Source organism: Streptomyces caelestis, from assembly GCF_001279005.1.
Classification (GTDB): Bacteria; Actinomycetota; Actinomycetes; order Streptomycetales; family Streptomycetaceae; genus Streptomyces; species Streptomyces heliomycini.
The window spans coordinates 21,999-46,587 of the sequence record NZ_LGCN01000227.1; the positions used below are offsets into that span (position 1 = coordinate 21,999).

Annotated in this window: 25 protein-coding genes and 1 pseudogene; 16 read left to right on the forward strand and 10 right to left on the reverse strand. The window is 69.9% G+C overall.

Features of this window, described 5'->3' with window-relative positions:
- Positions 1 to 64: 64 nt before the first annotated feature.
- Both ADK41_RS28535 and ADK41_RS28540 read right to left on the reverse strand, forming a co-directional pair.
- A complete protein-coding gene (locus ADK41_RS28535) occupies positions 65 to 1,456 on the reverse strand; it encodes an amidase (RefSeq protein WP_030834967.1) in 1,392 nt (463 codons plus the stop codon).
- On the reverse strand, positions 1,443 to 1,652 hold the full coding sequence (locus tag ADK41_RS28540; RefSeq protein WP_030834970.1) for a hypothetical protein: 210 nt from the start codon (positions 1,650 to 1,652) through the stop codon (positions 1,443 to 1,445). The genes ADK41_RS28535 and ADK41_RS28540 overlap by 14 nt, the downstream gene beginning before the upstream one ends.
- A gap of 130 nt (positions 1,653 to 1,782) precedes the next feature.
- Here ADK41_RS28540 and ADK41_RS28545 point away from each other — a divergent pair, with 130 nt between their 5' ends.
- Positions 1,783 to 3,051 carry an MFS transporter gene (locus ADK41_RS28545; RefSeq protein ID WP_051843554.1) on the forward strand — a complete coding sequence of 423 codons (1,269 nt, stop codon included), beginning with the start codon at positions 1,783 to 1,785 and terminating at the stop codon, positions 3,049 to 3,051.
- Between the two features lie 22 nt (positions 3,052 to 3,073).
- A complete protein-coding gene (locus tag ADK41_RS28550; protein ID WP_030834976.1) occupies positions 3,074 to 3,973 on the forward strand; it encodes an MBL fold metallo-hydrolase in 900 nt (299 codons plus the stop codon).
- Positions 3,974 to 4,047: 74 nt separating this feature from the next.
- Here ADK41_RS28550 and ADK41_RS28555 read toward each other — a convergent pair whose 3' ends face one another.
- The 4 genes from ADK41_RS28555 to ADK41_RS28575 all read right to left on the reverse strand — a co-directional run bounded on the left by ADK41_RS28555 (position 4,048) and on the right by ADK41_RS28575 (position 8,341).
- Positions 4,048 to 5,733, reverse strand: a complete 1,686-nt coding sequence (locus ADK41_RS28555) for a ribonuclease J (RefSeq protein WP_030834979.1) — start codon at positions 5,731 to 5,733, stop codon at positions 4,048 to 4,050.
- Positions 5,734 to 6,173: 440 nt separating this feature from the next.
- Complete coding sequence (locus ADK41_RS28560) at positions 6,174 to 6,917, reverse strand: sulfite exporter TauE/SafE family protein (protein ID WP_420706786.1); 744 nt, start codon at positions 6,915 to 6,917, stop codon at positions 6,174 to 6,176.
- 519 nt (positions 6,918 to 7,436) lie between these two features.
- Positions 7,437 to 8,003 (reverse strand): NADPH-dependent FMN reductase, encoded by a 567-nt coding sequence (gene ssuE / locus ADK41_RS28570; protein ID WP_030835041.1) that lies wholly within the window; start codon positions 8,001 to 8,003, stop codon positions 7,437 to 7,439.
- Between the two features lie 146 nt (positions 8,004 to 8,149).
- On the reverse strand, positions 8,150 to 8,341 hold the full coding sequence (locus ADK41_RS28575) for a hypothetical protein (protein ID WP_051843557.1): 192 nt from the start codon (positions 8,339 to 8,341) through the stop codon (positions 8,150 to 8,152).
- A 769-nt stretch (positions 8,342 to 9,110) separates the two neighbouring features.
- On the opposite strand from ADK41_RS28575, the gene ADK41_RS28580 reads away from it, so the two are divergent.
- The 13 genes from ADK41_RS28580 (at position 9,111) to ADK41_RS28630 (ending at position 21,070) form a co-directional block, all read left to right on the forward strand.
- On the forward strand, positions 9,111 to 9,680 hold the full coding sequence (locus ADK41_RS28580) for a winged helix-turn-helix domain-containing protein (protein ID WP_051843559.1): 570 nt from the start codon (positions 9,111 to 9,113) through the stop codon (positions 9,678 to 9,680).
- A 13-nt stretch (positions 9,681 to 9,693) separates the two neighbouring features.
- A complete protein-coding gene (locus ADK41_RS28585; RefSeq protein ID WP_030834991.1) occupies positions 9,694 to 10,929 on the forward strand; it encodes an acyl-CoA dehydrogenase family protein in 1,236 nt (411 codons plus the stop codon).
- A 212-nt stretch (positions 10,930 to 11,141) separates the two neighbouring features.
- Complete coding sequence (locus ADK41_RS44125; RefSeq protein WP_324604920.1) at positions 11,142 to 11,231, forward strand: putative leader peptide; 90 nt, start codon at positions 11,142 to 11,144, stop codon at positions 11,229 to 11,231.
- 270 nt (positions 11,232 to 11,501) lie between these two features.
- Complete coding sequence (locus ADK41_RS28590; RefSeq protein ID WP_030834994.1) at positions 11,502 to 12,545, forward strand: ABC transporter substrate-binding protein; 1,044 nt, start codon at positions 11,502 to 11,504, stop codon at positions 12,543 to 12,545.
- A 4-nt stretch (positions 12,546 to 12,549) separates the two neighbouring features.
- Entirely contained in the window at positions 12,550 to 13,386 is an 837-nt protein-coding gene (locus ADK41_RS28595) for an ABC transporter ATP-binding protein (protein ID WP_030834999.1), read from the forward strand.
- Positions 13,383 to 14,333 carry an ABC transporter permease gene (locus ADK41_RS28600; RefSeq protein ID WP_030835001.1) on the forward strand — a complete coding sequence of 317 codons (951 nt, stop codon included), beginning with the start codon at positions 13,383 to 13,385 and terminating at the stop codon, positions 14,331 to 14,333. The genes ADK41_RS28595 and ADK41_RS28600 overlap by 4 nt, the downstream gene beginning before the upstream one ends.
- A gap of 126 nt (positions 14,334 to 14,459) precedes the next feature.
- Positions 14,460 to 15,815, forward strand: coding sequence for an LLM class flavin-dependent oxidoreductase (locus tag ADK41_RS28605; RefSeq protein ID WP_030835004.1), 1,356 nt, complete (start codon positions 14,460 to 14,462; stop codon positions 15,813 to 15,815).
- Positions 15,812 to 16,312, forward strand: coding sequence for an FAD-binding protein (locus ADK41_RS43520; protein ID WP_234319087.1), 501 nt, complete (start codon positions 15,812 to 15,814; stop codon positions 16,310 to 16,312). Before ADK41_RS28605 ends, ADK41_RS43520 begins: the two co-directional genes overlap by 4 nt.
- Positions 16,309 to 17,208: a TauD/TfdA dioxygenase family protein gene (locus ADK41_RS28610; RefSeq protein ID WP_030835007.1), complete on the forward strand. Its 900-nt coding sequence runs from the start codon at positions 16,309 to 16,311 to the stop codon at positions 17,206 to 17,208. The genes ADK41_RS43520 and ADK41_RS28610 overlap by 4 nt, the downstream gene beginning before the upstream one ends.
- Positions 17,209 to 17,290: 82 nt before the next feature.
- The gene (locus ADK41_RS28615) at positions 17,291 to 17,749 is read left to right on the forward strand and encodes an RrF2 family transcriptional regulator (RefSeq protein WP_030835010.1); all 459 of its coding nucleotides are present in this window, start codon (positions 17,291 to 17,293) and stop codon (positions 17,747 to 17,749) included.
- Positions 17,750 to 18,214: 465 nt separating this feature from the next.
- On the forward strand, positions 18,215 to 19,321 hold the full coding sequence (locus tag ADK41_RS28620) for an aliphatic sulfonate ABC transporter substrate-binding protein (protein WP_030835013.1): 1,107 nt from the start codon (positions 18,215 to 18,217) through the stop codon (positions 19,319 to 19,321).
- A 29-nt stretch (positions 19,322 to 19,350) separates the two neighbouring features.
- Positions 19,351 to 20,157 (forward strand): ABC transporter ATP-binding protein, encoded by an 807-nt coding sequence (locus ADK41_RS28625; RefSeq protein WP_106979591.1) that lies wholly within the window; start codon positions 19,351 to 19,353, stop codon positions 20,155 to 20,157.
- The gene (locus tag ADK41_RS28630) at positions 20,144 to 21,070 is read left to right on the forward strand and encodes an ABC transporter permease (RefSeq protein WP_030835020.1); all 927 of its coding nucleotides are present in this window, start codon (positions 20,144 to 20,146) and stop codon (positions 21,068 to 21,070) included. The genes ADK41_RS28625 and ADK41_RS28630 overlap by 14 nt, the downstream gene beginning before the upstream one ends.
- A 151-nt stretch (positions 21,071 to 21,221) precedes the next feature.
- Here ADK41_RS28630 and ADK41_RS28635 read toward each other — a convergent pair whose 3' ends face one another.
- From ADK41_RS28635 to ADK41_RS28650, 4 genes are all read right to left on the reverse strand, one after another.
- Complete coding sequence (locus tag ADK41_RS28635; protein WP_030835022.1) at positions 21,222 to 21,611, reverse strand: rhodanese-like domain-containing protein; 390 nt, start codon at positions 21,609 to 21,611, stop codon at positions 21,222 to 21,224.
- Positions 21,608 to 22,156, reverse strand: coding sequence for a cysteine dioxygenase (locus ADK41_RS28640; RefSeq protein ID WP_051843561.1), 549 nt, complete (start codon positions 22,154 to 22,156; stop codon positions 21,608 to 21,610). The genes ADK41_RS28635 and ADK41_RS28640 overlap by 4 nt, the downstream gene beginning before the upstream one ends.
- 86 nt (positions 22,157 to 22,242) lie before the next feature.
- Positions 22,243 to 22,329 (reverse strand): putative leader peptide, encoded by an 87-nt coding sequence (locus tag ADK41_RS44130; protein ID WP_313896904.1) that lies wholly within the window; start codon positions 22,327 to 22,329, stop codon positions 22,243 to 22,245.
- A 551-nt stretch (positions 22,330 to 22,880) separates the two neighbouring features.
- The gene (locus ADK41_RS28650) at positions 22,881 to 23,708 is read right to left on the reverse strand and encodes a glycoside hydrolase domain-containing protein (protein WP_030835032.1); all 828 of its coding nucleotides are present in this window, start codon (positions 23,706 to 23,708) and stop codon (positions 22,881 to 22,883) included.
- Between the two features lie 377 nt (positions 23,709 to 24,085).
- Between ADK41_RS28650 and ADK41_RS43525 the strand changes: the two are divergent.
- A pseudogene (locus ADK41_RS43525) lies at positions 24,086 to 24,589 on the forward strand (transposase); the annotation flags it as partial.

A 24,589-nucleotide genomic window follows, 5' to 3' on the forward strand; every position in this document is an offset into this window, starting at 1 on the left:
CGACGGAGCCGAGCGATGTGTGGGGGCCGGGCCGGAACTTTTCGGCCCGGCCCCCACACCGCCCTCACGGGAGGGGGGCGAGCGGTCGGGCGGACTGCGTCCGCTCGTAGGCGTGGCCCACCAGCAGCAGCGTCCGCTCGGCGAAGGGCCGCCCGAGCAACTGCATGCCGATGGGCATGCCTGCCGTGTCCTGGCCGACCGGGACGGAGAGTGCGGGCACTCCTGTGATGTTGGCCGGGGAGGAGAGGCGCACGTAGGCGTCGGAGACGCTCTCGACCGTGCCGTCGGGCCAGGTGACGGTCTCCTGGCCCGACGGGACCGCGGTCATCGGGACCGCAGGGGCGGCGATCACGTCGACTTCCTTCAGGGTGCCGGCCCATTCGTCGCGCATCAGCGTCCGGGCGCGCTGCGCCCGCAGGTAGTCGCCCGCGCCCATCAGCTCGCCGGCCTCCAGGAGGATCCGGACATCCGCCTGGTACAGCTCGGGGACGGTACGCAGGGTGCTTTCGTGGTACGCGGTGGCTTCCGGCACCATCAGGCCCCACTGGGTGGCCTGGATGTAGCGGGTCATCGGTATGCCGATCTCGACGAGCCGGGCGCCGAGCGCCTCCAGCTGCGCGATGGCGCGGTGGACGGCGGTCGCGACTTCCGCGTCGACGTGTTCGAAGTAGTAGGTGCGAGGCACGCCGACGCGCACTCCCGTCAGGTCCGGGTCGGGGCGCGGCCGGTAGTCGACGCCGGGGACGGCCACCGAGGCGGGGTCGCGGGGGTCGTGCCCGGCGATGGCGGTCAGGACCAGGGCCGCGTCGTCGACGGTGCGGGTGATCGGGCCGACGTGGTCGAGCGACCAGGACAGCGACGTGACGCCGTGGCGGGGCACGAGTCCGTACGTCGGCTTGAGTCCGACCACCCCGTTCAGGGCGGCGGGCACCCGGATCGATCCGCCGGTGTCGGTGCCGAGGGCGAATGTCGCCGCACCACAGGCCACGGCGACGGCGGAGCCGCCGCTGGAGCCACCGGCGACCCTGCCGCGATCCCAGGCGTTGTTGGTCTGCGGGGTGGTCAGCCCGTAGGCGAACTCGTGGGTGTGCGTCTTGCCGATCAGGATCGCGCCGGCCGCCCGCAGACTCGCGGCGACCGTGCTGTCGGAGGCCGCGCGGTGACCGGCCCGGGTTCTGGAGCTTGCCGTGGTGGACACGCCGACGACATCGATCAGGTCCTTGAGGCCCACCGGGATCCCGTGCAGAGGGCCTCGACAGGAGCCCCGGGCGGCTTCGCGCTCGGCCTCACGGGCGGTCCGGCGGGCCTGCTCGGCAAAAACCGCGACGTAGGCCGCGACGTGCGGCTCCACCCGCTCGATGCGGTCGAGGACCGAGTCGACCAGCTCGACGGGGGACAGCCGTCGCTCCCGGATCTCCTGCGCGGCGGCGGCGAGGGACAACTCATACGGCTGCATCGTGCTTCTCCTGTTCCGCACGGAAGGCACCGGCGGGCGGGGTGTCACCGAAGTTCAGCTCGCGCAGGACCCCGACGACGGAGTGGATGTGGTCGGCGGTGGCCGCGACCACGCAGTGGCGGTCATCGGGCAGCGGAAGCCCGGCACGGGCGGCCCAGCGGGCGGCCTCGGGCGGTGTGAGTCCGGCGGAGGACATGGATTCTCCCCTGATCGAGCCTGGATGGAGCGACGAGGCGCACCACGACAAAAGCTAATGGTTTGCTTTAGCTCGACTGTAGGCCCTATCGTGCCTTAAGGCAAACACATTGCTTTAAGGGGGATGTTTCATGTCCGACGTCGTGTCCGGCCCACTCGCGCACCGCCCTGTCGGGGGCAGCCGCGCCGGGAAGAACCGTGCCGCCTCCTTCGGTCTGGACGCGTCCGTACTCGTGGCCCTCCTGGCGGCATCCAGTGCCCCGACACCGCTGTACCCCCTCTATCAGGACCAGTGGGGCCTTTCGGCGCTCGCCGTCACGGTGGTCTTCAGCGCGTACTCCCTGGCGCTGCTGTCGGCCCTTCTCACCACCGGAGGGCTCTCCGACCGCCTGGGACGGCGTCCCGTCCTGGCGGGCGCCCTGGGCGCGCAGGCCGTCGCCATGGTTCTCCTCGCCTCAGCGGACGGCGCGGGTTCCCTGACAGCGGCCCGCCTCCTGCAAGGAGTGGCCACCGGCGCAGCCACCAGCGCCGCGGGCGCGGCTCTCCTCGACCTGGAAAGCCCGCGGCATCCCGGTCGCTCCGCCCTGACCAACACCATCGCCCCGGTCGCCGGCATGGCCGCGGGCGTTCTCGTCTCCACCCTTCTCGTCCGCTTCGCCCCGGCCCCCACGGTCACCGTCTACGCGCTGATGGCAGCCCTGTTCGCCGCCCAGGCGATCGCCGTCACCTTCACCACGGAGACAGTCGCCCGCCGGGCAGGCGCCCTGCGATCGCTGCGCCCGCGACTCGGTGTGCCTCCCGCGGTGCGCCGCACCCTGCTGACCACCGGCACCGCCATCGTCGCGATCTGGGCACTGGGCGGCTTCTACTCCTCCCTCGGGCCGGCCCTCGTGCGCCTGGTGGCCCCCAACGCCCCGCAGGCGGCCCTCGGCATGGTCTTCTTCACCCTCAGCGCCGCGGCCGCACTCACCATGTGGGTCCTGCGCCGCGCCGATCCCCTCACCACCGCGATCGGCGGATGCCTCTGCGTCCTGCCCGCCGCGGTCCTGACCCTGAGCGGTCTGCACGGCGTCGGACTGCCGTCCGTCCACGGCGGCGCGGCCCTGGCCGGAGTGGCCTTCGGCGCCGTCTCCCAAGGCGTACTTCGTATGCTCCTGGCCTCGCTCGACGAGCGGTACCGCGCCGCGACGCTGGCCGCCTACTACGTTCTGAGCTACCTCTCCATGAGCCTGCCCGCCGTCGCCGCGGGGGCCGCCACCCAGCACTACGGGCTCAGGACCACCTCGCACGCCTACGCCGCCGTCGCCGCGCTCCTCGCCGCGGCGGCCCTCACAGCACTCGCCGTGTCACGAACCCGAACGAGGCCCCGCAGCAGTCCGCGCAACCGCCCCCTCCGCTGAAGAGCAAAGGAAACGACAGAACATGCAGACTCCCTCCGGCACCCCCGTCCCCTCCTGGGGCGTGGGCGACATCACCGTCCACCGCATCGACGAAACACCGCTGCCGCCCGCGACCGGACCCTGGCTGCTGCCCGACGCCACTCCTCGGGTAGTAGCCGGCCAGGACTGGCTGCGCCCCCACTTCGCCGGCGATGACGGCACCCTCCACATCGACAGCCACAGTTTCGCGTTCACCGTGGACGGGCTGCGCGTACTCGTCGACACCGGCATCGGCAACGGCAAGGAGCGGGCCAACCCGGCCTGGCACGACCTGCGCACCGACTTCCCCGAGCGCCTGACCGCCGCCGGCTTCCCGCCCGACTCCGTCGACCTGGTGGTCCTCACCCACCTGCACGCCGACCACGTCGGCTGGAACACCCGGAAGGCGGACGGCGAGTGGGTCCCCACGTTCCCCGAGGCGCGCTACCTCACCGCGCGCGCCGAAAGGGAGTTCTGGGCCGCGTACGACATGGAGGAGGCGCGCCGCCAGATGTTCCGCGACTCGGTGATCCCGGTCGAGCAGGCCGGTCTGCTCGACCTGGTCGACGTCCCGGCCGAGGGCGTGCGGATCACTCCGGGCCTGCGCCTGGTCCCCACCCCCGGCCACACCCCCGGCCATGTCGCGGTCGAACTGAGCAGTCGGGGTGAAACGGCGCTGATCACCGGTGACTGCATTCACCACCCGGTCCAGCTCGCCCACCCCGCCATCGGCGCCTGCGTGGACATCGACCCACAGCAGTCCGAGACCACCCGCGGTGAACTGCTCGCTTCCCTCGCCGGCACGGACACCCTCCTCCTCGGCACCCACTTCGCCCCGCCCACAGCCGGCCGTGTCGTCGCGCACGGGGGCGCCTACCGGCTGCGGCCCGTCCCGGCGACCTGACCTGCAAGCCGACCGGACCGCCGGGGCCCGGCAGGCTCGACGGCGCCGCAGGCCGACACCTGCCCGGGTGTGGCTCAGGCGTCGATGATGACGGGGATGATGAGCGGCTTCCGGCGATGCGTGCGGAACGCCCAGTTCGCCACGGCGCGGGCGATGAGCTGTTCGAGTTGGTGCGCGTCCCCGACGCCTTCCTCGGCCGCGGTGGCCAGGGTCTTCTCGATGACGGGGACGACCGGCTCGAAGGTGGTGTCGTCGTGGACGAAGCCGCGGGCCAGGAAGTCGGGGGCCTCGGCGAGGGCGCCGGTGTCCGCGTCGACGATCGCCACCACCGTGATGACGCCTTCGGCGGCGAGGGTGAGGCGGTCCTTGAGGGACGCTTCGGTGGCGCCGCCGACTTCCATGCCGTCCACGTAGACGTTGCCGGCGGGGACCTTGCCGGTGATGGACGCGCGCCCGTCGACCAGGTCGACGACGACGCCGTCCTCGGCGATGACGACCCGGTCGGGGTCGACGCCGGTACGGATCGCCAGGTCCGCGTTGGCCCGCAGATGACGGAACTCGCCGTGCACGGGCATGACGTTGCGGGGCTTGACGATGTTGTAGCAGTAGACGAGTTCGCCGGCGCTGGCGTGCCCGGAGACGTGCACCTTGGCGTTGCCCTTGTGGACCACGTGGGCGCCCCACCGGGTGAGTCCGTTGATCACCCGGTAGATGGCGTTCTCGTTGCCGGGGATGAGGGAGCTGGCGAGCAGGACGGTGTCGCCCTCGCCGATGCGGATCTGGTGGTCGCGGTTGGCCATCCGTGACAGCGCGGCCATGGGCTCGCCCTGGGATCCGGTGCACACCAGAGTGATCCTGTGGTCCGGGAGCTTCTCCAGTTCCTTCGTGCTCACCACCAGACCGGAGGGGACCTTCAGATAGCCCAGGTCACGGGCGATGCCCATGTTGCGGACCATCGACCGGCCGACGAAGGCGACCTTGCGGCCGTGCTGGTGGGCGGCGTCCAGGACCTGCTGGATGCGGTGCACATGGCTGGCGAAGCTGGAGACGATGACCCGGCGCGGCGCGGTGCGCATCACCTGCTCGATCGCCGGGTTCAGCTCCCGCTCGGAGGTGGTGAAGCCGGGTACCTCGGCGTTGGTGGAGTCGGTGAGGAACAGGTCCACGCCCTCCTCGCCCAGGCGGGCGAAGGCGCGCAGATCGGTGATCCGGTCGTCGAGAGGGAACTGGTCCATCTTGAAGTCACCGGTGTGCAGCACCATCCCGGCCCGGGTGCGGATCGCGACCGCGAGGCTGTCCGGGATGGAGTGGTTCACCGCCACGAACTCGCAGTCGAAGGGCCCGAAGCCACGCCGGTCGCCCTCCCGCACCCGCACCGTGCGCGGCCGGATGCCGTGTTCCTTGAGCTTGGCCTCCAGGAACGCCAGCGTCAGCTTGGAGCCGACGACGGGAATGTCGCGCCGCTCGCGCAGCAGGTACGGCACGCCGCCGATGTGGTCCTCGTGACCGTGGGTGAGCACCACGGCCACGACGTCGTCGAGCCGGTCCCGGATCGAGGTGAAGTCCGGGAGGATCACGTCCACGCCGGGCTGGGTCTCCTCGGGGAACAGCACGCCGCAGTCGACGATGAGCAGCTTGCCGGCGTGCTCGAAGACGGTCATGTTGCGGCCGATCTCACCCAGGCCGCCCAGGGCGATGACCCGCAGCCCTCCTTCGGGAAGGGAGGGTGCGGCTTTCAGCTCGGGGTGCGGATGACTCATACCCTGACGGTACCCGGAGAGCGGGACACGTGATCCATTACCCCCTCCCGACAGGGTCGGGGCACCACAGCGGGTTATGGCGGAATGGCGGAACCGGTCCCGCCGGGCCGGCGGTGGTCGCAAGCGCCTGGTCGAGCGCGAGCCGCCCCCCCCTGCCGGGTCAGAGCGAATGTCTCGGCTCGCTGTCCCGCCCGCGAGCGCCCAGCGCGTCAAACGAGCGTCATGACCACCAGCCGGTTCCTCCTCTTCGGGGCGTCGGCTGGTGCCCCTCTCGACAGGCTCGATCCCTCGCACCCCACCGGGAGAAGCGCCGGCGGCGCCTGCCGAAGCAGGCCGCCGGACGAGCTGTAGGGCCCCACTCAAGGTGTCGCTGCGCATGGCTTGGTCCGGGACGGTCTCGGCAGGCACGGCCAAGCCGTCCGGAGCCGGGATCCGTCGCGTCATCGCAGTGACTGAACGGCGTAGAGGGCCCCGAAGGCTGCGGCAAGGGCGCCGAGCAGCAGACGCAGGGCGGTTTCGGGCAGACGGGGCTGCAGATACGCCCCGAAGTAGCCGCCGATCAGCCCGCCCAAGCCGCAGGCCAGTCCGAGGTGCCAGTGAGGGGCGACGTCCCCGGAGCCGGTCAGGGACAGCAGCGCGAAGGCCGCGGCACCGGCCACGGAAGTGGTGAAGGTGGAGGCGAGGGCTGCCGGGGCGACCTGGCTCACGGGCATGCCCCGGCCGACCAGAAGGGGGCCGATGATGGAGCCGCCGCCGATGCCGTAGATCCCGCCGACGAATCCGACGGCCAGGGCCAGGCCGGTGATGGTGCGGGGGGAGATCTCCGCCGCCGGGTCCAAAGGGGCGGGCCGGAGGGTGCGGGCGATCAGCCACAGACCCAGTGGCATCAGCAGTCCGGCGACGAGGAGGCGGAAGGCGGTGGGGCCGGGGACGGCGAAGACCCGTACAACCGCTCCGATGACCACACCGGGCAGGGTGCCGATGACCAAGCGGCGGGTCAGTGGGCTGTTCAGCAGGCCGGCTCGGCGGTAGCGCAGCAGTGCTCCAGGTCCGGCCACCACGTTGAACAACAGGTTGGTGGGTGTGACCGCCGGACTGGGCACACCGAACAGGCTCAGCTGCGCGGGCAGCAGGAACACCGCACCCGAGACCCCCACGGGCGCGGTCACCACCGCGATCATCATGCCGATGGTCAGCCCGTACAGTCCCGCCGCCCCTGACACGTCGGCTCCGATCATTCGAACGTCGGCACAGGAGTGCCACCACCTCGCACTGGCGCCTCGTCAAGAGGTCTCCTGCTGACGAGCGGGAGAAAGGCGCCGCAGCGGTCGGAGCTGTGGACGGGCCGCGTACGTGGGGTGATGGGCGCACGGCCGCATCGGCGCTTGCCCGTACCCGGCGGGAGTGCGAGTCGACGGGAACCGCCGACTTCGGTGCCGAGGGTTCGCCGCTCTGCGGATACGCAGGAGATCGGTGCGGCGGCGGAAGGCCGGCGGGAGAGGCGACCGTCCGGCGCTGTCGACGGGCGACTTCAGGCGCTCGGGCGATCTGGATGGGGAAGCCGATGCCGAGCGCCGAACGCGGCGACCGGGGCGCCGTGGCCGCCGTCGACGACATGACGGCTGTCGCCTTGGCGGACGGGACGGTGGAAGGTGTGAGCCCCACGGAGGCTCACACCTTCCACCGGTCGTCGGCGGTCACGGTCAAGCTGCTCGTCCCACGGCCGCCGGCAGGGCCGTACGGCTGCTGAGGGCTTCGGCGAACTGGTCGACGACCTGTGCGAGGGCCTCGGCCGGGCCCGGCGCGATGGTCAGGGCTCCGTCTGCGCCCACCACGATGTCCTTGTCGAGCGTGAACCAGCCCTGGACGATGTGGGCGGCACCCATGGAACTCAGCACCGGGCGCAACGCGTAGTCGATCGCCAGGACGTGAGTCGTGGTCCCACCGGTCGCCAGCGGAAGGACCGTCTTGCCGACCAGGCCGTACTGCGGCAGCAGGTCCAGCAGGGACTTCAGCAATCCGGAGTAGGCGGCCTTGTAGACGGGCGTGCCGATCACGACCCCGTCGGCCCGGGCGAACAGTTCGGTCACCTCGACGATTGCAGGGTGCCGGGGGTCGGCGCCGAGCAGGGCCTCGGCGGGGATGGTGCGGGCGTCCAGCGGGATCACCTCGTGCCCCCTGGCCGTCAGCCGGGTGTCCAGGTGGCGCAGCAGCTGGGCGGTACGAGAAGTGGCGGAGGGGCTTCCGGAGACGGACAGGATGGTGGCCATGGGGAATCCTTCGGGAGCGTGAGGTATGCGTGGGACTGGTTGCGGGGCCGCGTACTGCCGCCCCGCATCCTCGACGGCTTCTTGATGGTCTACGACGGTCCGGGCGGACTGATCCCGGGCCTGGTCACGGCCTCGTCGGGCATGCTTCAGCGCTCCAGCACCTTGGCGTACGCGCCGTTGTCGATGATCTCGTCGAGTGCGTCGGCGAGCGGCTCGACCAGGCCGCTGTCCTTCGCGGCGACGGCCGCGGTGAGCTCCTGGAGCGTGGAGCCCGCACCGGAGTGCGCGTGCTCCGCGCCGAGTTGCCGCAGCAGGGGTCTTACCCTCGGCTCGGACACAGCTGCTCATGTGCGTACGACCGCGCTGCGCAGAAGAAATCTCGGCCCGCCAGGGTCACCGAGGGAAGGGCGGGCCTGTCAGAGGGCCCGCTACCGCGTCAGGCGCAACACGCGGCGGACCACACGCGACCGAAGTCGATGTGGTCACGGGTGACCAGGCGCTGCTCGGTGTTCATGCGGCCAATTGAGCAGTACATCTCGCTTCTCGTCAACTACCGCCCGGATGCCGGACCGGCGGAGTCCCGTTTCCGTGTGTGGTCGACACATGCGTGTGGTGCGCCCCTGCGTCGAGGGAGGGACCGGCTCCCTCGCGCGGCAGCCGTACCGGTCGCGGCGAGCGTGATGACGCCGAAACGCGGCCGCGCCGCCCTCGGGTGCATCACCGTCACGACCGTGCTCAGTGCACAGTTCCGAGTCGAGCCCCGACTACGCGCACGGCCCCGCGCAGGGCCCTTCCGGCGGTCGACGATGGCCGGTGAGCCCGCCCGCGGGGCCACATTCCCTATATTTCCTATTGGATTACTAGGGAAGTATTGACGCCCCGCCCAACGGGTGCGCAGGATGATGCACATGGCCCACACGCAGCAGCGACTCGTTCGTCGTCGGCATGTCGACTTTGGTCACGTCGTCAGCGCCGCCTGCCGTCGCGTGTAGGGCACGCGGCTCACACCTTGCGCGTGCCTCTCCGCTCGTTCTCTCTCCTCCCGGGTCATCAGGCGAACCCACCCGTGTGCCCGATGGCCCGACACACCCCTGAAGGACGAACGCCATGACCACGGCACTTCCGGCCCAGGCCGCTCCATCGGACTCGCCCTCCCCCGACATGCGCCGCCTCCGCCTTGTGGGCGATGCCACGCAGTTCGGCGACGGGGGAAACGGCCCCTCTCCCCTCGTCGGTTACCTCGTGCTCATCCCCGAGGGCACCGATCCCGCCCAGATCTTCGCCAAGGACGTGACACGGCCGGAGATCCGACCGGTCGCCTACACGGACTCACCTCCCGCGCAACAGACGGGAGGCGGCGTCGTCCGCATCGATCCGGCGCGGCATGCCGCGGAACTGGACGGACGCGAACTCGACCTCACCTACCTGGAGTTCGGGCTGCTGTCCCATCTCGTTCAGCATCCTCACCAGGTGCACTCGCGCGAGCAGCTGATGGCCGGCATCTGGGGCTACGCCCACATCGGCGACGGCCGCACCGTGGATGTTCACATCGCGCGTCTGCGCCGCAAGTTGGGCGGGGCTCACCGGCACCGCATCGTCACCGTACGGCGTGTGGGCTACAAGTACGTGCCCGACCGGCAAGGGGGCACCGACATCACATCCCGCCACCGGCCTTGAGGAGACCACCACCATGGGTGCTGCCACCGCGCCGTCCGGCCCCGCCCCGGCATCCGACCGGACCGGGCCCGGCCGCGCGCACTGGCTGCGCGTGGGCCGCGAAACCGCTGACGACCTGGCCACGGACGCGGTGGCCAGGGAGCAGGCGGGCAAGGCCCCCTTCGACGAGGTGGCCCGACTGCGGGAAGCAGGACTGCTGACGCTTCTCGTACCGGCGGAGCTCGGGGGAGGCGGCGCGGACTGGCCCACCGCCTACGCCGTCGTTCGGGAGGTCGCCGCCGCCGACGGCGCGATCGGTCAGCTGCTCGGCTGTCACTACTTCCTTTCGTCGAGCGCCCGGTTCTTCGGCGAGCCGGCCCTCGCCGCTCAGGTCGAACGGAGGTCCGCGGCGGAGCAATGGTGCTGGGGTGGCGGCTTCGCCTGCCAGGAACTGCCCCTGACGCTGGCCAGGAAAGCCGGCGGCTATGTCCTCGACGGTCGGCAGAGCTACGCGACCGGGGCGCTGGTCGCCGACCACCTCGCCGTGCGAGCCGAGTTGGCCGACACCGGTGAACCTCTCGCCGTCGTCGTCCGTCCCACCCGCAACGGCGTGAGGGTCGACGGCGACGCCGACACCTTCGGCCAGCGGCTCGCGGCCGGCGGGAGCGTGGAGTTCGACGCCGTACCGGTGGCTGCCCACGACATCCTCGGCTCCCTGGCCGCGGACGAGGACGTTCCCTCACCCCTGGCCGCGCTGGCATCACCGGTCGGGCGTCTCCTCTCGGTGCAACTCCTTCTCGGCGTCGCTGAGGGAGTGCTGGCGGAAGCCCGCGAGTACAGCCGGGTATGCCATTCGCCCTGGCACTCCTCCTGGCCGGACGGCCCGCCCCAGGACCCGCAGGTGCTGACCGTCTACGGCGAACTCACCGTCCTGGTCCGCTCCGCCTCCGCGCTCGCCGATCAGGCACGGGAAGCCGTGCACGGCGGGCTGACGCGCGGCGAAGGCCTCACCTACGACGAGTGCGCGGATATCTCCATCCTCGTGGCCATGGCCGAAGCCGCGGCTTCCAGGGCTGCGCAGGAGTGCACCTCCCGCGCCCTTGACATCATCGGCTTCCGCTCCACGTCGTCACGTCTGGGCTTCGACCGCTTCTGGCGCAATGCCCGGACCCTCGCCTTGTACGAGCCCGTCGCCCCCCGGCTCCGCGACGTCGGGGACTACTTCCTGAACGGTGCGCACCCTCCGTTCGTTCTGCCTGCCCGTTCCTGAGGCGTCGAAGCTTCGCGCCAACGACAAGGCGCCCGCCTCGAAGCCCATCGGGCTGAATACCTCAGGGGTGAAATCAGCGGGATCGGATTTCGCCATCCGCCCAGACATCCCGGTAATTATGAACGCCGCACTTCGCCCGCATGTCGAATGGCTCAGGATATGAGACATACGCGCACGCGACATTGACGTGGCCGGATTTCACTGCGATTCTCATGACTGTGAGCAACTTCGAGAACCTCGCCGCTCGCCTGCACGTCGACCTGCGACGCCAGGCCAGCGCCATCTGTGCCGCCGGCCACTGAACCCGCCGACGGGCGCTTTGCTCTCCCGGTCCATGTCGAAGTCGGCAGCTACGACCGTGGTGCTCCTGTCGTAGACCACTGATTTCTCGCAGGAGTTCCTGACGCGACTCCTCTCCATTTCGTGGCCGCCTCAGCGCGCTCAACTTTCGGGCAACATTTCCGGCTGCGCTTCCTCATGCCGAAGACCCCCTGCACGCGTTGCCTGTCTCCGTTTCAGGAAGCAATCCGTCGATTCCACTCAGTCCGCATTCGTTTGAACAGGACCTTGCCATGGCCACTACGGCATCGACCCGACGCCGATTCCTCTCCCTGCTCGGACTTTCGGCGGTGGCCGTGAGCTGCGGCACCACCGCGACGGAAGTCACCTCCGGCAAGGGCCAGACCAAGACGCTCCGGTACCAGGGCTGGGCGGGTCAGGTCACGTTGCCCGAGCTTGCCGAGGATCTCGGCTATCTGGAGGACGTGAAGTTGGAGTGGGTCGGCAACACCATCAGCGGACCGCAGGACATCCAGTCGGCGGCCACGGGTCAGACCGACTTCGGCGGCGCCTTCAACGGCGCGGTCGTCAAACTCGCCGCGGGCAAAGCCCCCATCAAGTCCGTCATCAGCTACTACGGCTCCGACAAGCACGCCTATAACGGCTTCTACGTCCTCGAGGACAGTCCCATCCGCTCGCCCCGGGACCTGCTCGGCAAGAAGGTCGGGATGAACACCCTCGGAGCCCACTCCGAGGCCATGCTCGACATCTATCTGCAGCGAGGCGGTCTGTCAGGGGCGGAGATCGACGAGGTCGAGCCACTCGTGGTGCCTCCGGTCAACACCGAGCAGTCGCTGCGTCAGAAGCAGATCCAGGTGGCCGTACTCGGCGGCATTCTGCGCGACAAGGCCCTGGCGACCGGGGGCATCCGCCCGCTGTTCACGGACCATGGGCTGCTCGGCTCGTTCAGCGCCGGCACGTACGTGATGACGGACCGCTTCCTGAAGCAGAACCCCGACACTGCCCGCGTCTTCGTCACCGCCGTGGGGCGGGCCATCGAGTGGTCCCGTTCCACTCCGCGCGAGGAGGTCATCGCCCGGATGACCGGCATCGTGAAGAAGCGGAGCCGCAACGAGGACACCGCACCGTTGAAGTACTGGCGGTCCTACGGCGTCGCCGGGAGAGCGGGCCTGATCACCGGTGGGGAACTCCAGCTGTGGATCGACTGGCTGGCCGATCGCGGCGACCTCGAGAAGGGCCAGGTCACATTGTCGGGCCTCTACACCAATGAGTTCAACGACAACAAGGCCTCCTCCGCGGCGAAGAGCGGGAGCTGATCCCATGCCGGAATCCACCACTCCCAAGATCACGTTCGAGGACGTGAGCAAGGACTTCACTGTCAACGACCGGAAGCGGAGCCGGCAGGCAACCCGGTTCACCGCCCTCGACGCCATCGATCTGGAGATCGCGGCCGGCGAGTTCGTCGTCCTGGTCGGTCCCAGCGGCTGCGGGAAGTCGACGCTGCTGGACCTGCTCGGCGGCCTCACCCGACCCACCAGCGGACGGATCCTGCTGGACGGCACACCCATCACGGGGCCGGGCCTGGACCGCGGCATCGTGTTCCAGCAGTACGCGCTGCTGCCGTGGCGCACGGCCCAGGGCAACGTCGAGTTCGGCCTGGAGGCCACCGGCGTCCCTCGACGCGAACGTGCCGCACGAGCCAGGGAGTTCCTGGATCTCGTCGGCCTGATCGGGTTCGAGGACCGCCATCCTCATGAGCTGTCCGGCGGTATGCGGCAGCGGGTGGCGATCGCCCGCAGCCTCGCCTACGACCCCGACGTGCTCCTGATGGACGAGCCGTTCGCCGCGTTGGACGCCCAGACCCGTGAGTCGCTGCAGGACGAGCTGCTGCGCATCTGGCAACGCACCGGCAAGACCGTCGTCTTCATCACGCACGGCATCGACGAGGCCGTCTACCTGGGACAGCGCGTCGCCGTCATGACATCAAGGCCGGGCCGCATCAAGCAGATCGTGCCGGTCGCCTTCGACTCCCGTACGGCGACGGACGACCTCCGGTCCAGTCCCGACTTCGCCCGGTACCGGCACGAGATCTGGTCGCTGCTGCACGACGAGGTGGCCAGGGCCCAGCGGTTGGAGAAGGAGGAGGCCACCGTATGAGCCCCACAGCCGGCACGGCCACCGAGAAGACCACGGCGCTGGACTCGGTGAGCGCCGCCGAGTCCGTCCGAGCCTCTGCCCCTGCTCCCTCCGCCGCGTCCGCGCCGCCCGGGGCATCGTCGTCGAGCCGGCGTCCAGTCCGCCCCAGGGCGGCCCGCGTCCGACCGGCGGTGCGCCGACTGCCGTACCTGCTGGTCAGGGGGGCGACCAGGTCCGCTGCGATCGTGACTCTGGTCCTGCTGTGGGAGACCGCACCGCGACTGGGTCTGGTCGACCGGACCTTCCTGCCGCCGTTCAGCGAGGTCGCCCGCGCCTGGTGGGAGCTGGCCGCCGACGGGCAGCTCGCCGACAACGCCCGTGCCAGCCTGGTGCGCTCGTTCAGCGGATTCGGTCTCGCCGTGGCCGTCGCCGTGCCGCTCGGCCTGCTGATCGGCTGGTACCGGCCGGTCGCCGACCTTCTCGGACCACTTCTGGAGGTGTTCCGCAACACGGCGGCACTGGCCCTGCTGCCGGTGTTCGTGCTGCTGCTGGGGATCGGCGAGACCTCGAAGATCTCCATCGTGGTGTATGCGTGCACCTGGCCGATCCTGCTCAACACCATCAGCGCGGTCCGCAACGTCGACCCCACCCTGCTGAAGCTGGCCAAGTCGATGGATCTGCCCGCACCCCGTCTCTTTCAGAAGGTCATCCTGCCGTCCGCGGTACCGGTGATGTTCACCGGTATCCGGCTGGCCGGAGCGGTGTCGATCCTGGTACTGGTCGCCGCCGAGATGATCGGCGCCAAGGCGGGCCTCGGCTATCTGATCAACGCCTCGCAGTACAACTTCGCGATCCCGCAGATGTACGCGGGCATCATCACGATCTCCGCCATCGGTGTGGCCTTCAACCAGTTCCTGGTGGCCGTGGAGCGGCGGCTCAGCTCCTGGCGCGTACCAGCCGGCGGCTGACCCGGGACAACGGCTGAACGGCCGCGCTCGTCTCCTCGCCACCCGGTGTCGTCACACTGCCCCGCTCATCTCCCTCCCCGCCGTCTCCCGCCCCGTTGCTCTCACTCCCCCGATCCGAGGAACGCCATGACCGCGACCAGCCCCCGTCGGCTGCACCTCAACGCCTTCCTGATGAACGCCGGCCACCACGACGCGGCCTGGCGCCACCCGCGCACCCAGCCTGAACGCGTCACCGAACTGCGCTACTTCCAGCAGCTCGCGCAGACCGCCGAACGCGGCCTGCTCGACTCGGTCTTCCTCGCCGACGGCCTCGCCCTGTGGGGCAAGGTCCGGCACAACGCGCTCGGCGGCTTCGAACCGCTCACCCTGTTGTCGGCCCTGGCGGCGGTCACCGAGCACGTCGGCCTGATCGCCACCGTCTCGACGACTTTCAACGAGCCATTCCACACGGCCCGCAAGTTCGCGTCCCTGGACCACATCAGCGGTGGCCGGGCGGGCTGGAACATCGTCACCTCCGGCACCGTGAACGAGGCCCGCAACTTCGGGCAGGACGAGCACCTGGAGCACCGGATGCGCTACGAGCGGGCGCGGGAGTTCGTCGAGGTCGCCACCAAACTGTGGGACAGCTGGGAGGACGACGCGATCCTGCTCGACCGTGAGCACGGTGTCTACGCCGACACCGACAAGGTGCGGGAGATCAACCACCGCGGGGAGCACTTCGGGGTGCGGGGCCCCCTGAACGTACCGCGCACCCCGCAGGGATACCCACTGCTGGTGCAGGCCGGTTCCTCGGAGGACGGCAAGGAGTTCGCCGCCCAGTACGCCGAGGCCGTCTTCACCGCCCAGCAGACCCTCGCCGACGGACAAGCCTTCTACAAGGACCTCAAGTCACGACTCACCCGCTACGGCCGCTCCGAGGACCAGCTGCTGGTGCTTCCCGGCATCGCGCCCGTCATCGGGTCGACCGAGGCCGAGGCCCGCGCGCTGGAGGAGGAATTGACGGACCTCCAGGTACCGGAGTACGGGCTCGCCCAGCTGTCCGGGATGCTCGGCACCGACCTGACCGGACTGCCTCTGGACGGTCCGCTGCCCGAACTTCCCGAGGAACGGGACATCAACGGCAACAAGAGCCGCTTCACCCTCGTCGCCGAACTCGCCCGCCGCGACGGCCTCACCCTGCGTGAGCTCATCGCCCGCCTCGGCGCCGGACGGGGCCACCGCGTCTTCGCCGGCACCCCCGAGCAGATAGCCGACCAGCTCCAGGAGTGGTTCACCCAGGGTGCCGCCGACGGCTTCAACATCATGCCGCCCCACCTGCCGGGCGGCCTGGAGGACTTCGTCGACCACGTCGTACCGATCCTGCAGCACCGCGGCCTCTTCCGCACCGAGTACACCGGCCGCACCCTGCGCGAGAACTACGGCCTGGCCCGCCCCGCCAACCGGCTGACCGCGACAGCCACAGGAGAGGAAGTGACCGTATGACCGGTCTCGACCTCACCACGGACGTCCTGGTGGTCGGCGGCGGCCCCGCCGCCACCTGGGCCGCGCTCGAGGCAGCCCAGGACGGGGCGGACCTCGTCCTCGCCGACAAGGGCTACTGCGGCACCAGCGGCGCCACCGCCTCCGTCGGCGTCCGGTACGTCCTCCCGGAGCCCGCCGCGCGCGAGGCGGCCATGACGAGCCGGGAGGCCCTGGGCCAACCGCCCGGCCGACGCGCTGTACGTCGCACCCCTGGCCCGCCCGTGGCCCGACGACTCCACCACCCGGGACGAGGAGCACCTGGACCGTACCGGCCTGCTCGGCAGCCACCGCCGGCACATCGGCTGGGGACGAGGCCGCACCCCCGGCTCCCTGCGAGCCGTCGGCCCTCCCCCCGGACCGCCGGGGTCCGAGGGAGCCTCCCCGCCCGTCACCTCCTGACGACCTCCCGACCGATCACCTTCCCGCTCACCACCCCCGAAAGGAACACCCACGCATGACCACCAGCACCGGCTTCGACATCCGCAGGATCGGCGGCCGCATCGGCGCCGAGATCCACGGCGTGGACCTGACCACCGGCCTCGACCCCGCCGTCGTCACCGAGATCAACTCCGCGCTCCTGGAACACAAGGCGCTCGTCTTCCGCGACCAGCACCTCGACGACGAGGGCCAGCTCCGCTTCGCCTCCCTCTTCGGCGAACTCACCACCGCGCACCCGACGGTCCCCTCCGTCGACGGCCGGCCCCAGATCCTGCCCGTCGACGGCGACGAGGGCATCCGGGCCAACCAGTGGCACACCGACGTCACCTTCGTCCGTACGCCCCCGAAGGCGTCCACACTGCGCAGCATCGTGGTCCCGCCCTACGGCGGCAACACCCTCATCGCCAACTCGGGCGCCGCCTACCGGGACCTGCCCGAGCCGCTGCGCGAGCTCGCGGACAAGCTGTGGGCGGTGCACACCAACGACTACGACTACGCCGCCCCGAAGAACGAGAAGGCGGCCGAGTACCGCAGACGGTTCGTCTCCCGCACGTACCGCACCGCCCACCCGGTCGTCCGCGTCCACCCCGAGACCGGGGAGCGCGGGCTGTTCATCGGCGGCTTCGCCCAGAGCATCGTGGGCCTGGGCCCGTCCGACTCCCGGGACCTGCTGCGTATCTTCCAGTCGTACGTCACCCGACCGGAGAACATCGTGCGGGTGGCATGGGCGCCGGGCGACCTCGTCCTGTTCGACAACCGCATCACTCAGCACTACGCCCCCGACGACTACGGTGACCTGCCGCGACTGCTGCACCGGGTGACCGTCGCCGGCGACGTGCCCGCCGGCGTCGACGGCGTCCTCAGCCACCTCGTCGAGGGCGACGACGCCTCGCACTACACCCCCGCCGCGGTCTGAGCCCCAGGGCCGCAGGGCAGGAGCACCCTGCCCTGCGGCCCCCGCCCCGGACACCGACCGAGCTGTGCGGGACAATGTGCGTATGCGGATCTCAGCCAGGGCGGACTACGCGGTACGTGCCGCACTGCAGCTCGCCGCGTCCCAGGACGGCGGTCCACTGAAGGCCGAGGCCATCGCCGAGGCTCAGGACATTCCGCACAAGTTCCTCGAAGGCATCCTCAACGACATGCGACGGGGCGGCCTCGTGCTCAGCCGGCGCGGCGGAAACGGCGGCTACCGCTTGGCCAAGCCCTCCGAATCCATCAGCATCGCCGACGTCATCCGCGTCGTGGACGGTCCACTGGTGTCGGTACGCGGGGTCCGCCCGCCGGAGCTCTCCTACACCGGCCCCGCCGAATCACTGCTCCCCCTGTGGATCGCACTGCGGTCCAACGTGCGCGAGATCCTCGAGGGCGTATCGCTCGCCGACGTCGCATCGGCCCAACTACCGCCGGACGTAACCGCGTTGACGAATACCCCCAGAGCCTGGGTGAACCCCTGACCCACCGGGCCACGTGTCACTCGTCCCACATGGCGGGATAGCGACGTCCATCATGCGAAACACCCCTTGGGGCGGGCGCTGCCTTCTGCCACGATCCCTATCAATCAGGTAGGAAAACTGGGGATCCTGGGGAGGGGAGTCGTGGGAACGTTCGACCGTGCAGCCCAGTCGCTGCCCCTGCTGACCCGCCGTCGCCACATCGACCTCGGCCACACGGCCAGCGCCATCTGTCGGCCCCTCTGACGCCGCAGAAGCACACTCGCTTCTCACCAGCGCCGCTTCCTGCTCTCGCTCCGCCTGCCGCGGACCGGACGTCCTCCGCCACCCACGCACCACGGTCCTCAGCCCGCGACGGCATGCCGACCGCAGCTTCCCGGGGAGCGGAGTGTCGGCGCGGTGCCGAGAAGCAGCACGCCTCGCGTTTGCGTGCCTCCCTGATCGCCCATCCCCAGAAGGGACACCTCCGTGTCTGCCGCAAGACCGCTCACCGCCCTGCGCACCATCGCCGTCATCACCGCGCTTCCCCTCCTGCTCACCGCTTGCGGCTACGGTTCCGAGTCCACTGACGACGGCAAGCAGGCCGAGGTCGCGGCGGGCGCCAAGAAGCTGTCCGCCGGCGAAGTGGGGATCGGCTACTTCCCCAACCTCACGCACGCCACCGCCCTGGTGGGCGTCCAGGAGGGCCTGCTCCAGAAGGAGCTCGGCGGTACCAGGATCAAGGCGACCACCTTCAACGCGGGCCCCTCCGAGATCGAGGCTCTGAATGCCGGCTCCATCGACATCGGCTTCATCGGCCCCTCCCCCTCCATCAACGGCTACACCAAGTCGAACGGCGAGAACCTGCGCATCATCAGCGGTTCCGCCTCCGGCGGTGTGAAACTCGTCGTCAACCCGGCCAGGATCAAGTCCCTGGACGACCTCAAGGGCAAGAAGATCGCCACGCCGCAGCTCGGCAACACCCAGGACGTCGCGTTCCTCAACTGGATCGCGGAGAAGGGCTGGAAGGCCGACGCACAGAGCGGCAAGGGCGACGTCTCCGTCGTCCGCACGGACAACAAGATCGCCCCGGACGCTTACAAGTCCGGCTCCATCGACGGTGCGTGGGTGCCGGAGCCGACCGCGTCCAAGCTGGTCGCCGAGGGCGCGAAGGTCCTGCTCGACGAGTCCACCCTGTGGCCCGACGAGAAGTTCGTGATCACGAACATCATCGTGTCGCAGAAGTTCCTCAAGGAGCACCCGGACGTCGTCGAGGCCGTGCTGCGCGGCTCCGTGAAGACCAACGAGTGGATCAATGCCCACCCGGAGGAGGCGAAGGCTTCCGCCAACGCGGCACTGAAGAAGCTGTCCGGCAAGGCTCTGCCGGCCGAGGTCATCGACCCGGCCTGGGAGTCCATCACCTTCCTCGACGACCCGCTGGCCGCCACCCTCGACACCCAGGCGAAGCACGCGGTGAAGGCCGGTCTGCTGGAGGAGCCCGGCCTCAAGGGTATCTACGATCTCGCGCCGCTCAACAAGATCCTCAAGGCCGAGGGCAAGGACGCGGTCGACGACGCCGGTCTCGGAACCAGGTAACGACAACCCGGCCCCACGATTCCCAGGAGGTGACGACCTTGGCCACGACGATCGCCACAGCTGCCGCGGACGCCACAGCGGTGACGCATGCCGCCCGTATCGGGCATGTCTCGAAGTCCTTCCCCGCGCCGGGCGTGCCCGGTGGACGACAACTCGTGCTGGACGACATCACGCTTGACGTCGCTCCGGGTGAGTTCGTCACCCTCCTGGGGGCATCGGGCTGCGGCAAGTCCACCCTGCTCAACCTGGTCGCGGGGCTGGACCGGCCGTCCGCCGGCTCGATCGACACGGACGGCCGGCCCGCCCTGATGTTCCAGGAGCACGCGCTGTTCCCGTGGCTGACCGCCGGCAAGAACATCGAGCTGGCCCTGAAACTGCGTGGGGTCGCCAAGCCGGAGCGTCGGCACGAGGCGCAACGACTGCTGGAACTCGTCCGGCTCCAGGGCGCATACGGCAAGCGGGTGCACGAGCTGTCGGGCGGGATGCGACAGCGCGTCGCACTGGCCCGCGCGCTGGCCCAGGACAGTCGGCTGCTGCTGATGGACGAGCCGTTCGCCGCACTTGACGCGATCACCCGTGACGTCCTGCACGACGAGCTGACCCGCGTCTGGCGGGAGACGGGACTGTCGGTGCTGTTCGTGACACACAACGTGCGGGAGGCGGTGAAGCTGGCCCAGCGGGTGGTGCTGCTGTCCTCACGGCCAGGGCGGATCGCCCGGGAGTGGACGGTCGGCATTCCACAGCCGCGCCGCATCGAGGACGCCGCGGTCGCCGAACTGTCCGTCGGGATCACCGAAGAACTGCGTGGGGAGATCCGCCGCCATGGCCAGCACTGACACCGGCGTCCACATCAAGAAGCACAGCTCCCCGGCGGCCGGGGGACCCCAGGACCCACACGACCTGGCGGGACTGGAGGCAGGTCTCGACGCCCTGGATTCGGTGGAGGTCGGCCGTACACCCCTGCGCGAGACCCTGATCCGCAAGGTGCTGCCGCCCGTCACCGCCGTCGCGCTGGTGCTGGTGGGCTGGCAGCTGCTGGTGTGGGCCGAGGTCGCCCCCGCCTACAAGCTGCCCTCGCCCTTCACGGTGTGGGACGAGGTGACCGCTGCCTGGCGGCAGGGCACCCTCCTCGACTACATCTGGACATCCGTCTCACGCGGTCTGCTCGGCTTCCTGCTGGCACTCGCCATCGGTACCCCACTCGGCCTGCTCGTCGCCCGGGTGAGGTTCGTGCGGGCCGCCATCGGCCCCATCCTGTCCGGCCTCCAGTCCCTGCCGTCGGTCGCCTGGGTACCCCCCGCCGTGATCTGGCTCGGCCTGGACGACTCGATGATGTTCGCCGTGATCCTGCTCGGCGCGGTCCCGTCCATCGCCAACGGCCTCGTCGCGGGCATCGACCAGATCCCGCCTCTGTTCCTGCGGGCCGGGCGGACGCTGGGCGCGACCGGTCTGCGAGAGGCCCGGTACATCGTGATGCCGGCCGCACTTCCCGGCTATCTGGCGGGGCTCAAACAGGGCTGGGCGTTCTCCTGGCGTTCTCTCATGGCCGCCGAGATCATCGCCTCCTCGCCCGATCTGGGCGTCGGCCTCGGCCAGTTGCTGGAGAACGGGCGGAACAACGCCAGCATGTCCCAGGTGTTCCTGGCCATCTTCCTGATCCTGCTCGTCGGTATCGCCATCGATCTGCTGATCTTCAGCCCGCTGGAGCGGCAGGTGCTGCGCAGCCGTGGCCTGCTGGTCACCCGCTGAACGAGCGGCCCCCGGTCGACACGGGATACCGACACGTCCCACCACGCAGTCACACACCCGGCTCACGGCGGCACCGGCCCCGCTGTGGACGATTCCACAGCGGGGCCGGTGCCGCCGTGAGCGGAGGGGCCGTTTCCCGCCTCGCACGGTCCTACGGTGCGCTGACAGGCAGGCCCGCCGCACGCCACGCCTGGAAGCCACCGATCAGATCGGTCACGCGGTGCAGCCCCAGCCGGTGCAGCGATGCGGCGGCCAGGCTCGAGGCGTACCCCTCGTTGCAGACCACCACGATCCGCAGATCGTGATCCGTGGCCTGCGGGACGCGGTGGGAGCCCACTGGGTCCAGCCGCCACTCCAGCTCGTTGCGTTCGATCACGAGAGCCCCGGGAATCAGCCCGTCGCGCTCGCGCAGTTCGGCGTACCGGATGTCGACCAGCAGCGCCCCGTCGGCAGCCGCCGCGTACGCCTCCTGCGGGCCGACGCGGTCGAGCCCGGCGCGGACCCGCGCCAGGTGCTCGTCGATGGACAGCCTTTCGCTCACTGCCAGTCCTCCGGCCTCTCGACCCGCTCGAGCCGGAGCACCGAACCGGTCCGGCTGAAACGGCGCATCAGCGGCAGCGGCGGGTAGTAGGCATGCACGGAGACGGCGTGCTCGGTAGGGGACTCGTTCACCACTTCGTGCACGTGGTGGTGGCCGAAGGCCCGGCTCCCGCCGGGTGGCAGCTTCCGTCGGCGGTCGTTGCCTTCGGCCAGCTCCAGGGACCTCCACCCCTCGGTGGGAAGCCGTACCGCGAGCGCGTTCTCCGTCAGTTCGCCCACCGCCGTGGTGAAGGCGCCGATCGATTCAGCGTGGTCGTGCCAGCCGGTACCCGCGCCGGGCGGCCAGCCGATGAGCCATGCCTCGCTGCCACCCGGGCCCCCAAGGCGTACCCAGGTACGGCCTTCGGGGTCGAGTGGGAGCGCGGCGACGAGGTCGGCGTCCGCTGCGGTGCGGCGCACGAATTCGAGAAGCTGGGCAGGGGTGGGGCCCGGGAAGTCGGCGGACCTCTGTGTGGGAGAGGTGGCCTGAACCGGCGCAGAAGTGATCGTCCTGAGGGACACGGGTACCGTCCTGGGTTCGCTGGGGGCGCGCGGGCATCGCACAGGGCGCGGCGCAAGGAGGGAAGGCGATTTCAGCAGGACGGACGACACAGGCAGCCCGCGTAGCGGAGGAGGTCCATGTGGACCCTTCGCCACAGGTGCGGGGCAGTGTCGCTCATGCCCCATGAGTACAGCAGGACGTGCGCCGGGGCAACCGCATCTCACCGTGTGGCGGCGGGCGACTCCAACCGGTGCCGGGGCTCTGTCGGCGACATGCAAAGGAGAGGTCACCGACCGCATCGTGGGCAACCGGAGTCCGCGTTATGGGCGACAGGGTGGCGGATCGCGGCACTCCGCCGATGAAACCGCGGCTCAAAGCGGTGCGGAGAGCGCATCAGGTGGCGCAATACCGCGGCAACACCATCGGAGCGGTTCCCCTTGTACGTTCCCTGTCATGCCGGCCGAACCCGCCCCCGCCGCCGCCACGACCCCGTCACCGAGGTGCTGCTTCGGGAACGGGCCGCCGACGACTCCGACCGGGGACTGCGACAGGCGGCCGTGCAGGCGCTCGCCGACCGGTGGCCCCACGACACGCGGTGGACTTCGGAAAACAAGTCGAGCACCACCGACCACACCTGCAAGACCCAAGAAAGTCGCAGGACCTTGCGCTTGCCGACGCAGGAGGACTCCCAGACGCCTTGATGCCCGGGCAGCGCGGCCCATCCGGCCTCTATCCGGTGATGGCCACCGGGGCGTCCCAGGCGTTGCGGTCGACGGTGATGGTGTGGCCGCCGCGGGTCTCCTTGCTGTTGACCATGTACTGGTGGGCGCGGCTGTGGTCGGTGTAGAGCTTGGGATTCCAGGGCCAGTCGGCGGTGGTGGTGTTCTTGTTGTCCCACAGCGCGTACCAGAGGTTGCCGGGGAGATCGGTCCGGTCGGTGGCCGTGGCGATGGCCTTGGCGCTGGAGCTGCTGAAGCCGTAGAGCCCGGCGCGGTATGTCTTGGCCCGCAGGGTCTTCGAGAAGGAGCGCACGTACGTCAGCGTGGCGTCGTTGCACGCCTTGTTCGTGGTGTCGTACGACTCCATGTTGAGGTAGATGGGGCTGCCGGGCTTCATGCCGAGTGCGGATGCCTTGGCGACGGCGTCCTCGGCGTTGCTCTTGCCGAGAGCGGCTGCCGTGGTCGCCGTGAACCTCTCCGGGTTTCTGCTGGTCTGGCAGGGCGGCTGGGCGCCGACGTAGAGCGGGATGAGCTTCCATCCGGCGGTGCTGACCGACTTCACCCAGGACGCGGTGAGGTTGGGCTGGGCGCAGCCGCGGTTCTTCCCGCCGATGTAGACCGCGGCGGCGCCGTAGAAGCCGGTCTTCCACGCCCTCATCGCGGCGAGGGAGGGCGCCGTGCAGGTGTCGAAGGCCCGGCCCGTGTACGTCTTCTGCGTCGGCCAGCTCGAGGCGGCCATGGAGGTCTGCGCCGCGATCCCGGCACCGGCGACCACGACGACGCCTGTCGTGGCCCACGCGATGTGACGGCCTCTCCTGGACAACCTGTGCTTGGTCATTCCCACCCCATTCGGATCGCTGCCCCGGCCGCATACGTGCGCCGGCGGAAGGCTTGCGAACGCGGCGACACACCGTGGGGTGAGGCTGCAGCGCTCGGCGCGTTCTGTTGCGGCGCGGTTGAGCTCCGGCAGTCGGAGCGCTCCCGCACTCTACCCAAGCCGCCGCTGCTCGGTGGTGGAGCCCACCCTCGATCTTGCACGGGGTCGTCAGTCCGGCTCATTCTCCTTATGCGTCCAGATATTCGTCGGAGCATTCGTCCAAGGCGTCGCTGACTTCCCACTCCTGGTGTGCCAGCACGGAGTGTCCTGAGTTTGGTGGAGTCGTCGGAGTGGACACCCTGACAATGGATCTTGCTGGTCCAGGGAGGGATGACCAAGTGGGAGGCAAGTCTCCGTATCCGGAGGAGTTCGGCAAGGACGCGGTCGCGCTCTACCGTGCCGCGGCCGGGAAGCGGACGTACGCGGCGGTGGCCGCGGATCTCGGCATCACCGCGGAGTCGCTGCGGACGTGGGTGCGCAAGGATGAGAACCAGGCCGTGTCCGGACGCCGTGACGCGGGCGGTGAGGTGGATGAGCCGGCCCGGCTGCGGGCGGAGAACGCCCGGCTGCTGAAGGCTGAGAAAGAGTGGCGCCTTGAGCGCGAGATCCTGCCCCGGGCAGCCGCGCATTTCGCTCGGGAGGTGAAGTGAGCCCTCGCCGCTGGGACTTCATCTCCGACAACCGCGCCGATTTCGGCGTCAAGCGGATCTGCCGGGTGCTCGGTGTGTCCCGCGCCGGCTACTACCGCCATCTGGCCACCGGGCAGGCCCGCGCCGGGCGCCAGGCCGAGGAGAAGCGGACCGTGAGCGAGATCCGCGCCATCCACGCCGCGCGCGATGGCG

Coding starts and splice junctions, on each gene's coding strand:
- ADK41_RS44125 (WP_324604920.1), top strand. CDS start 11,142: ATGACTGTGAGCAACTTCGAGAACCTCGCCGCTCGCCTGCACGTCGAC.
- ADK41_RS28615 (WP_030835010.1), top strand. CDS start 17,291: ATGCGGATCTCAGCCAGGGCGGACTACGCGGTACGTGCCGCACTGCAG.
- ADK41_RS28545 (WP_051843554.1), top strand. CDS start 1,783: ATGTCCGACGTCGTGTCCGGCCCACTCGCGCACCGCCCTGTCGGGGGC.
- ADK41_RS28580 (WP_051843559.1), top strand. CDS start 9,111: ATGACCACGGCACTTCCGGCCCAGGCCGCTCCATCGGACTCGCCCTCC.
- ADK41_RS28605 (WP_030835004.1), top strand. CDS start 14,460: ATGACCGCGACCAGCCCCCGTCGGCTGCACCTCAACGCCTTCCTGATG.
- ADK41_RS28650 (WP_030835032.1), bottom strand. CDS start 23,708: ATGACCAAGCACAGGTTGTCCAGGAGAGGCCGTCACATCGCGTGGGCC.
- ADK41_RS28540 (WP_030834970.1), bottom strand. CDS start 1,652: ATGTCCTCCGCCGGACTCACACCGCCCGAGGCCGCCCGCTGGGCCGCC.
- ADK41_RS28560 (WP_420706786.1), bottom strand. CDS start 6,917: ATGATGATCGCGGTGGTGACCGCGCCCGTGGGGGTCTCGGGTGCGGTG.
- ADK41_RS28585 (WP_030834991.1), top strand. CDS start 9,694: ATGGGTGCTGCCACCGCGCCGTCCGGCCCCGCCCCGGCATCCGACCGG.
- ADK41_RS28535 (WP_030834967.1), bottom strand. CDS start 1,456: ATGCAGCCGTATGAGTTGTCCCTCGCCGCCGCCGCGCAGGAGATCCGG.
- ADK41_RS28600 (WP_030835001.1), top strand. CDS start 13,383: ATGAGCCCCACAGCCGGCACGGCCACCGAGAAGACCACGGCGCTGGAC.
- ADK41_RS28550 (WP_030834976.1), top strand. CDS start 3,074: ATGCAGACTCCCTCCGGCACCCCCGTCCCCTCCTGGGGCGTGGGCGAC.
- ADK41_RS28610 (WP_030835007.1), top strand. CDS start 16,309: ATGACCACCAGCACCGGCTTCGACATCCGCAGGATCGGCGGCCGCATC.
- ADK41_RS43520 (WP_234319087.1), top strand. CDS start 15,812: ATGACCGGTCTCGACCTCACCACGGACGTCCTGGTGGTCGGCGGCGGC.
- ADK41_RS28595 (WP_030834999.1), top strand. CDS start 12,550: ATGCCGGAATCCACCACTCCCAAGATCACGTTCGAGGACGTGAGCAAG.
- ADK41_RS28590 (WP_030834994.1), top strand. CDS start 11,502: ATGGCCACTACGGCATCGACCCGACGCCGATTCCTCTCCCTGCTCGGA.
- ADK41_RS28630 (WP_030835020.1), top strand. CDS start 20,144: ATGGCCAGCACTGACACCGGCGTCCACATCAAGAAGCACAGCTCCCCG.
- ADK41_RS28555 (WP_030834979.1), bottom strand. CDS start 5,733: ATGAGTCATCCGCACCCCGAGCTGAAAGCCGCACCCTCCCTTCCCGAA.
- ssuE (WP_030835041.1), bottom strand. CDS start 8,003: ATGGCCACCATCCTGTCCGTCTCCGGAAGCCCCTCCGCCACTTCTCGT.
- ADK41_RS44130 (WP_313896904.1), bottom strand. CDS start 22,329: ATGAGCGACACTGCCCCGCACCTGTGGCGAAGGGTCCACATGGACCTC.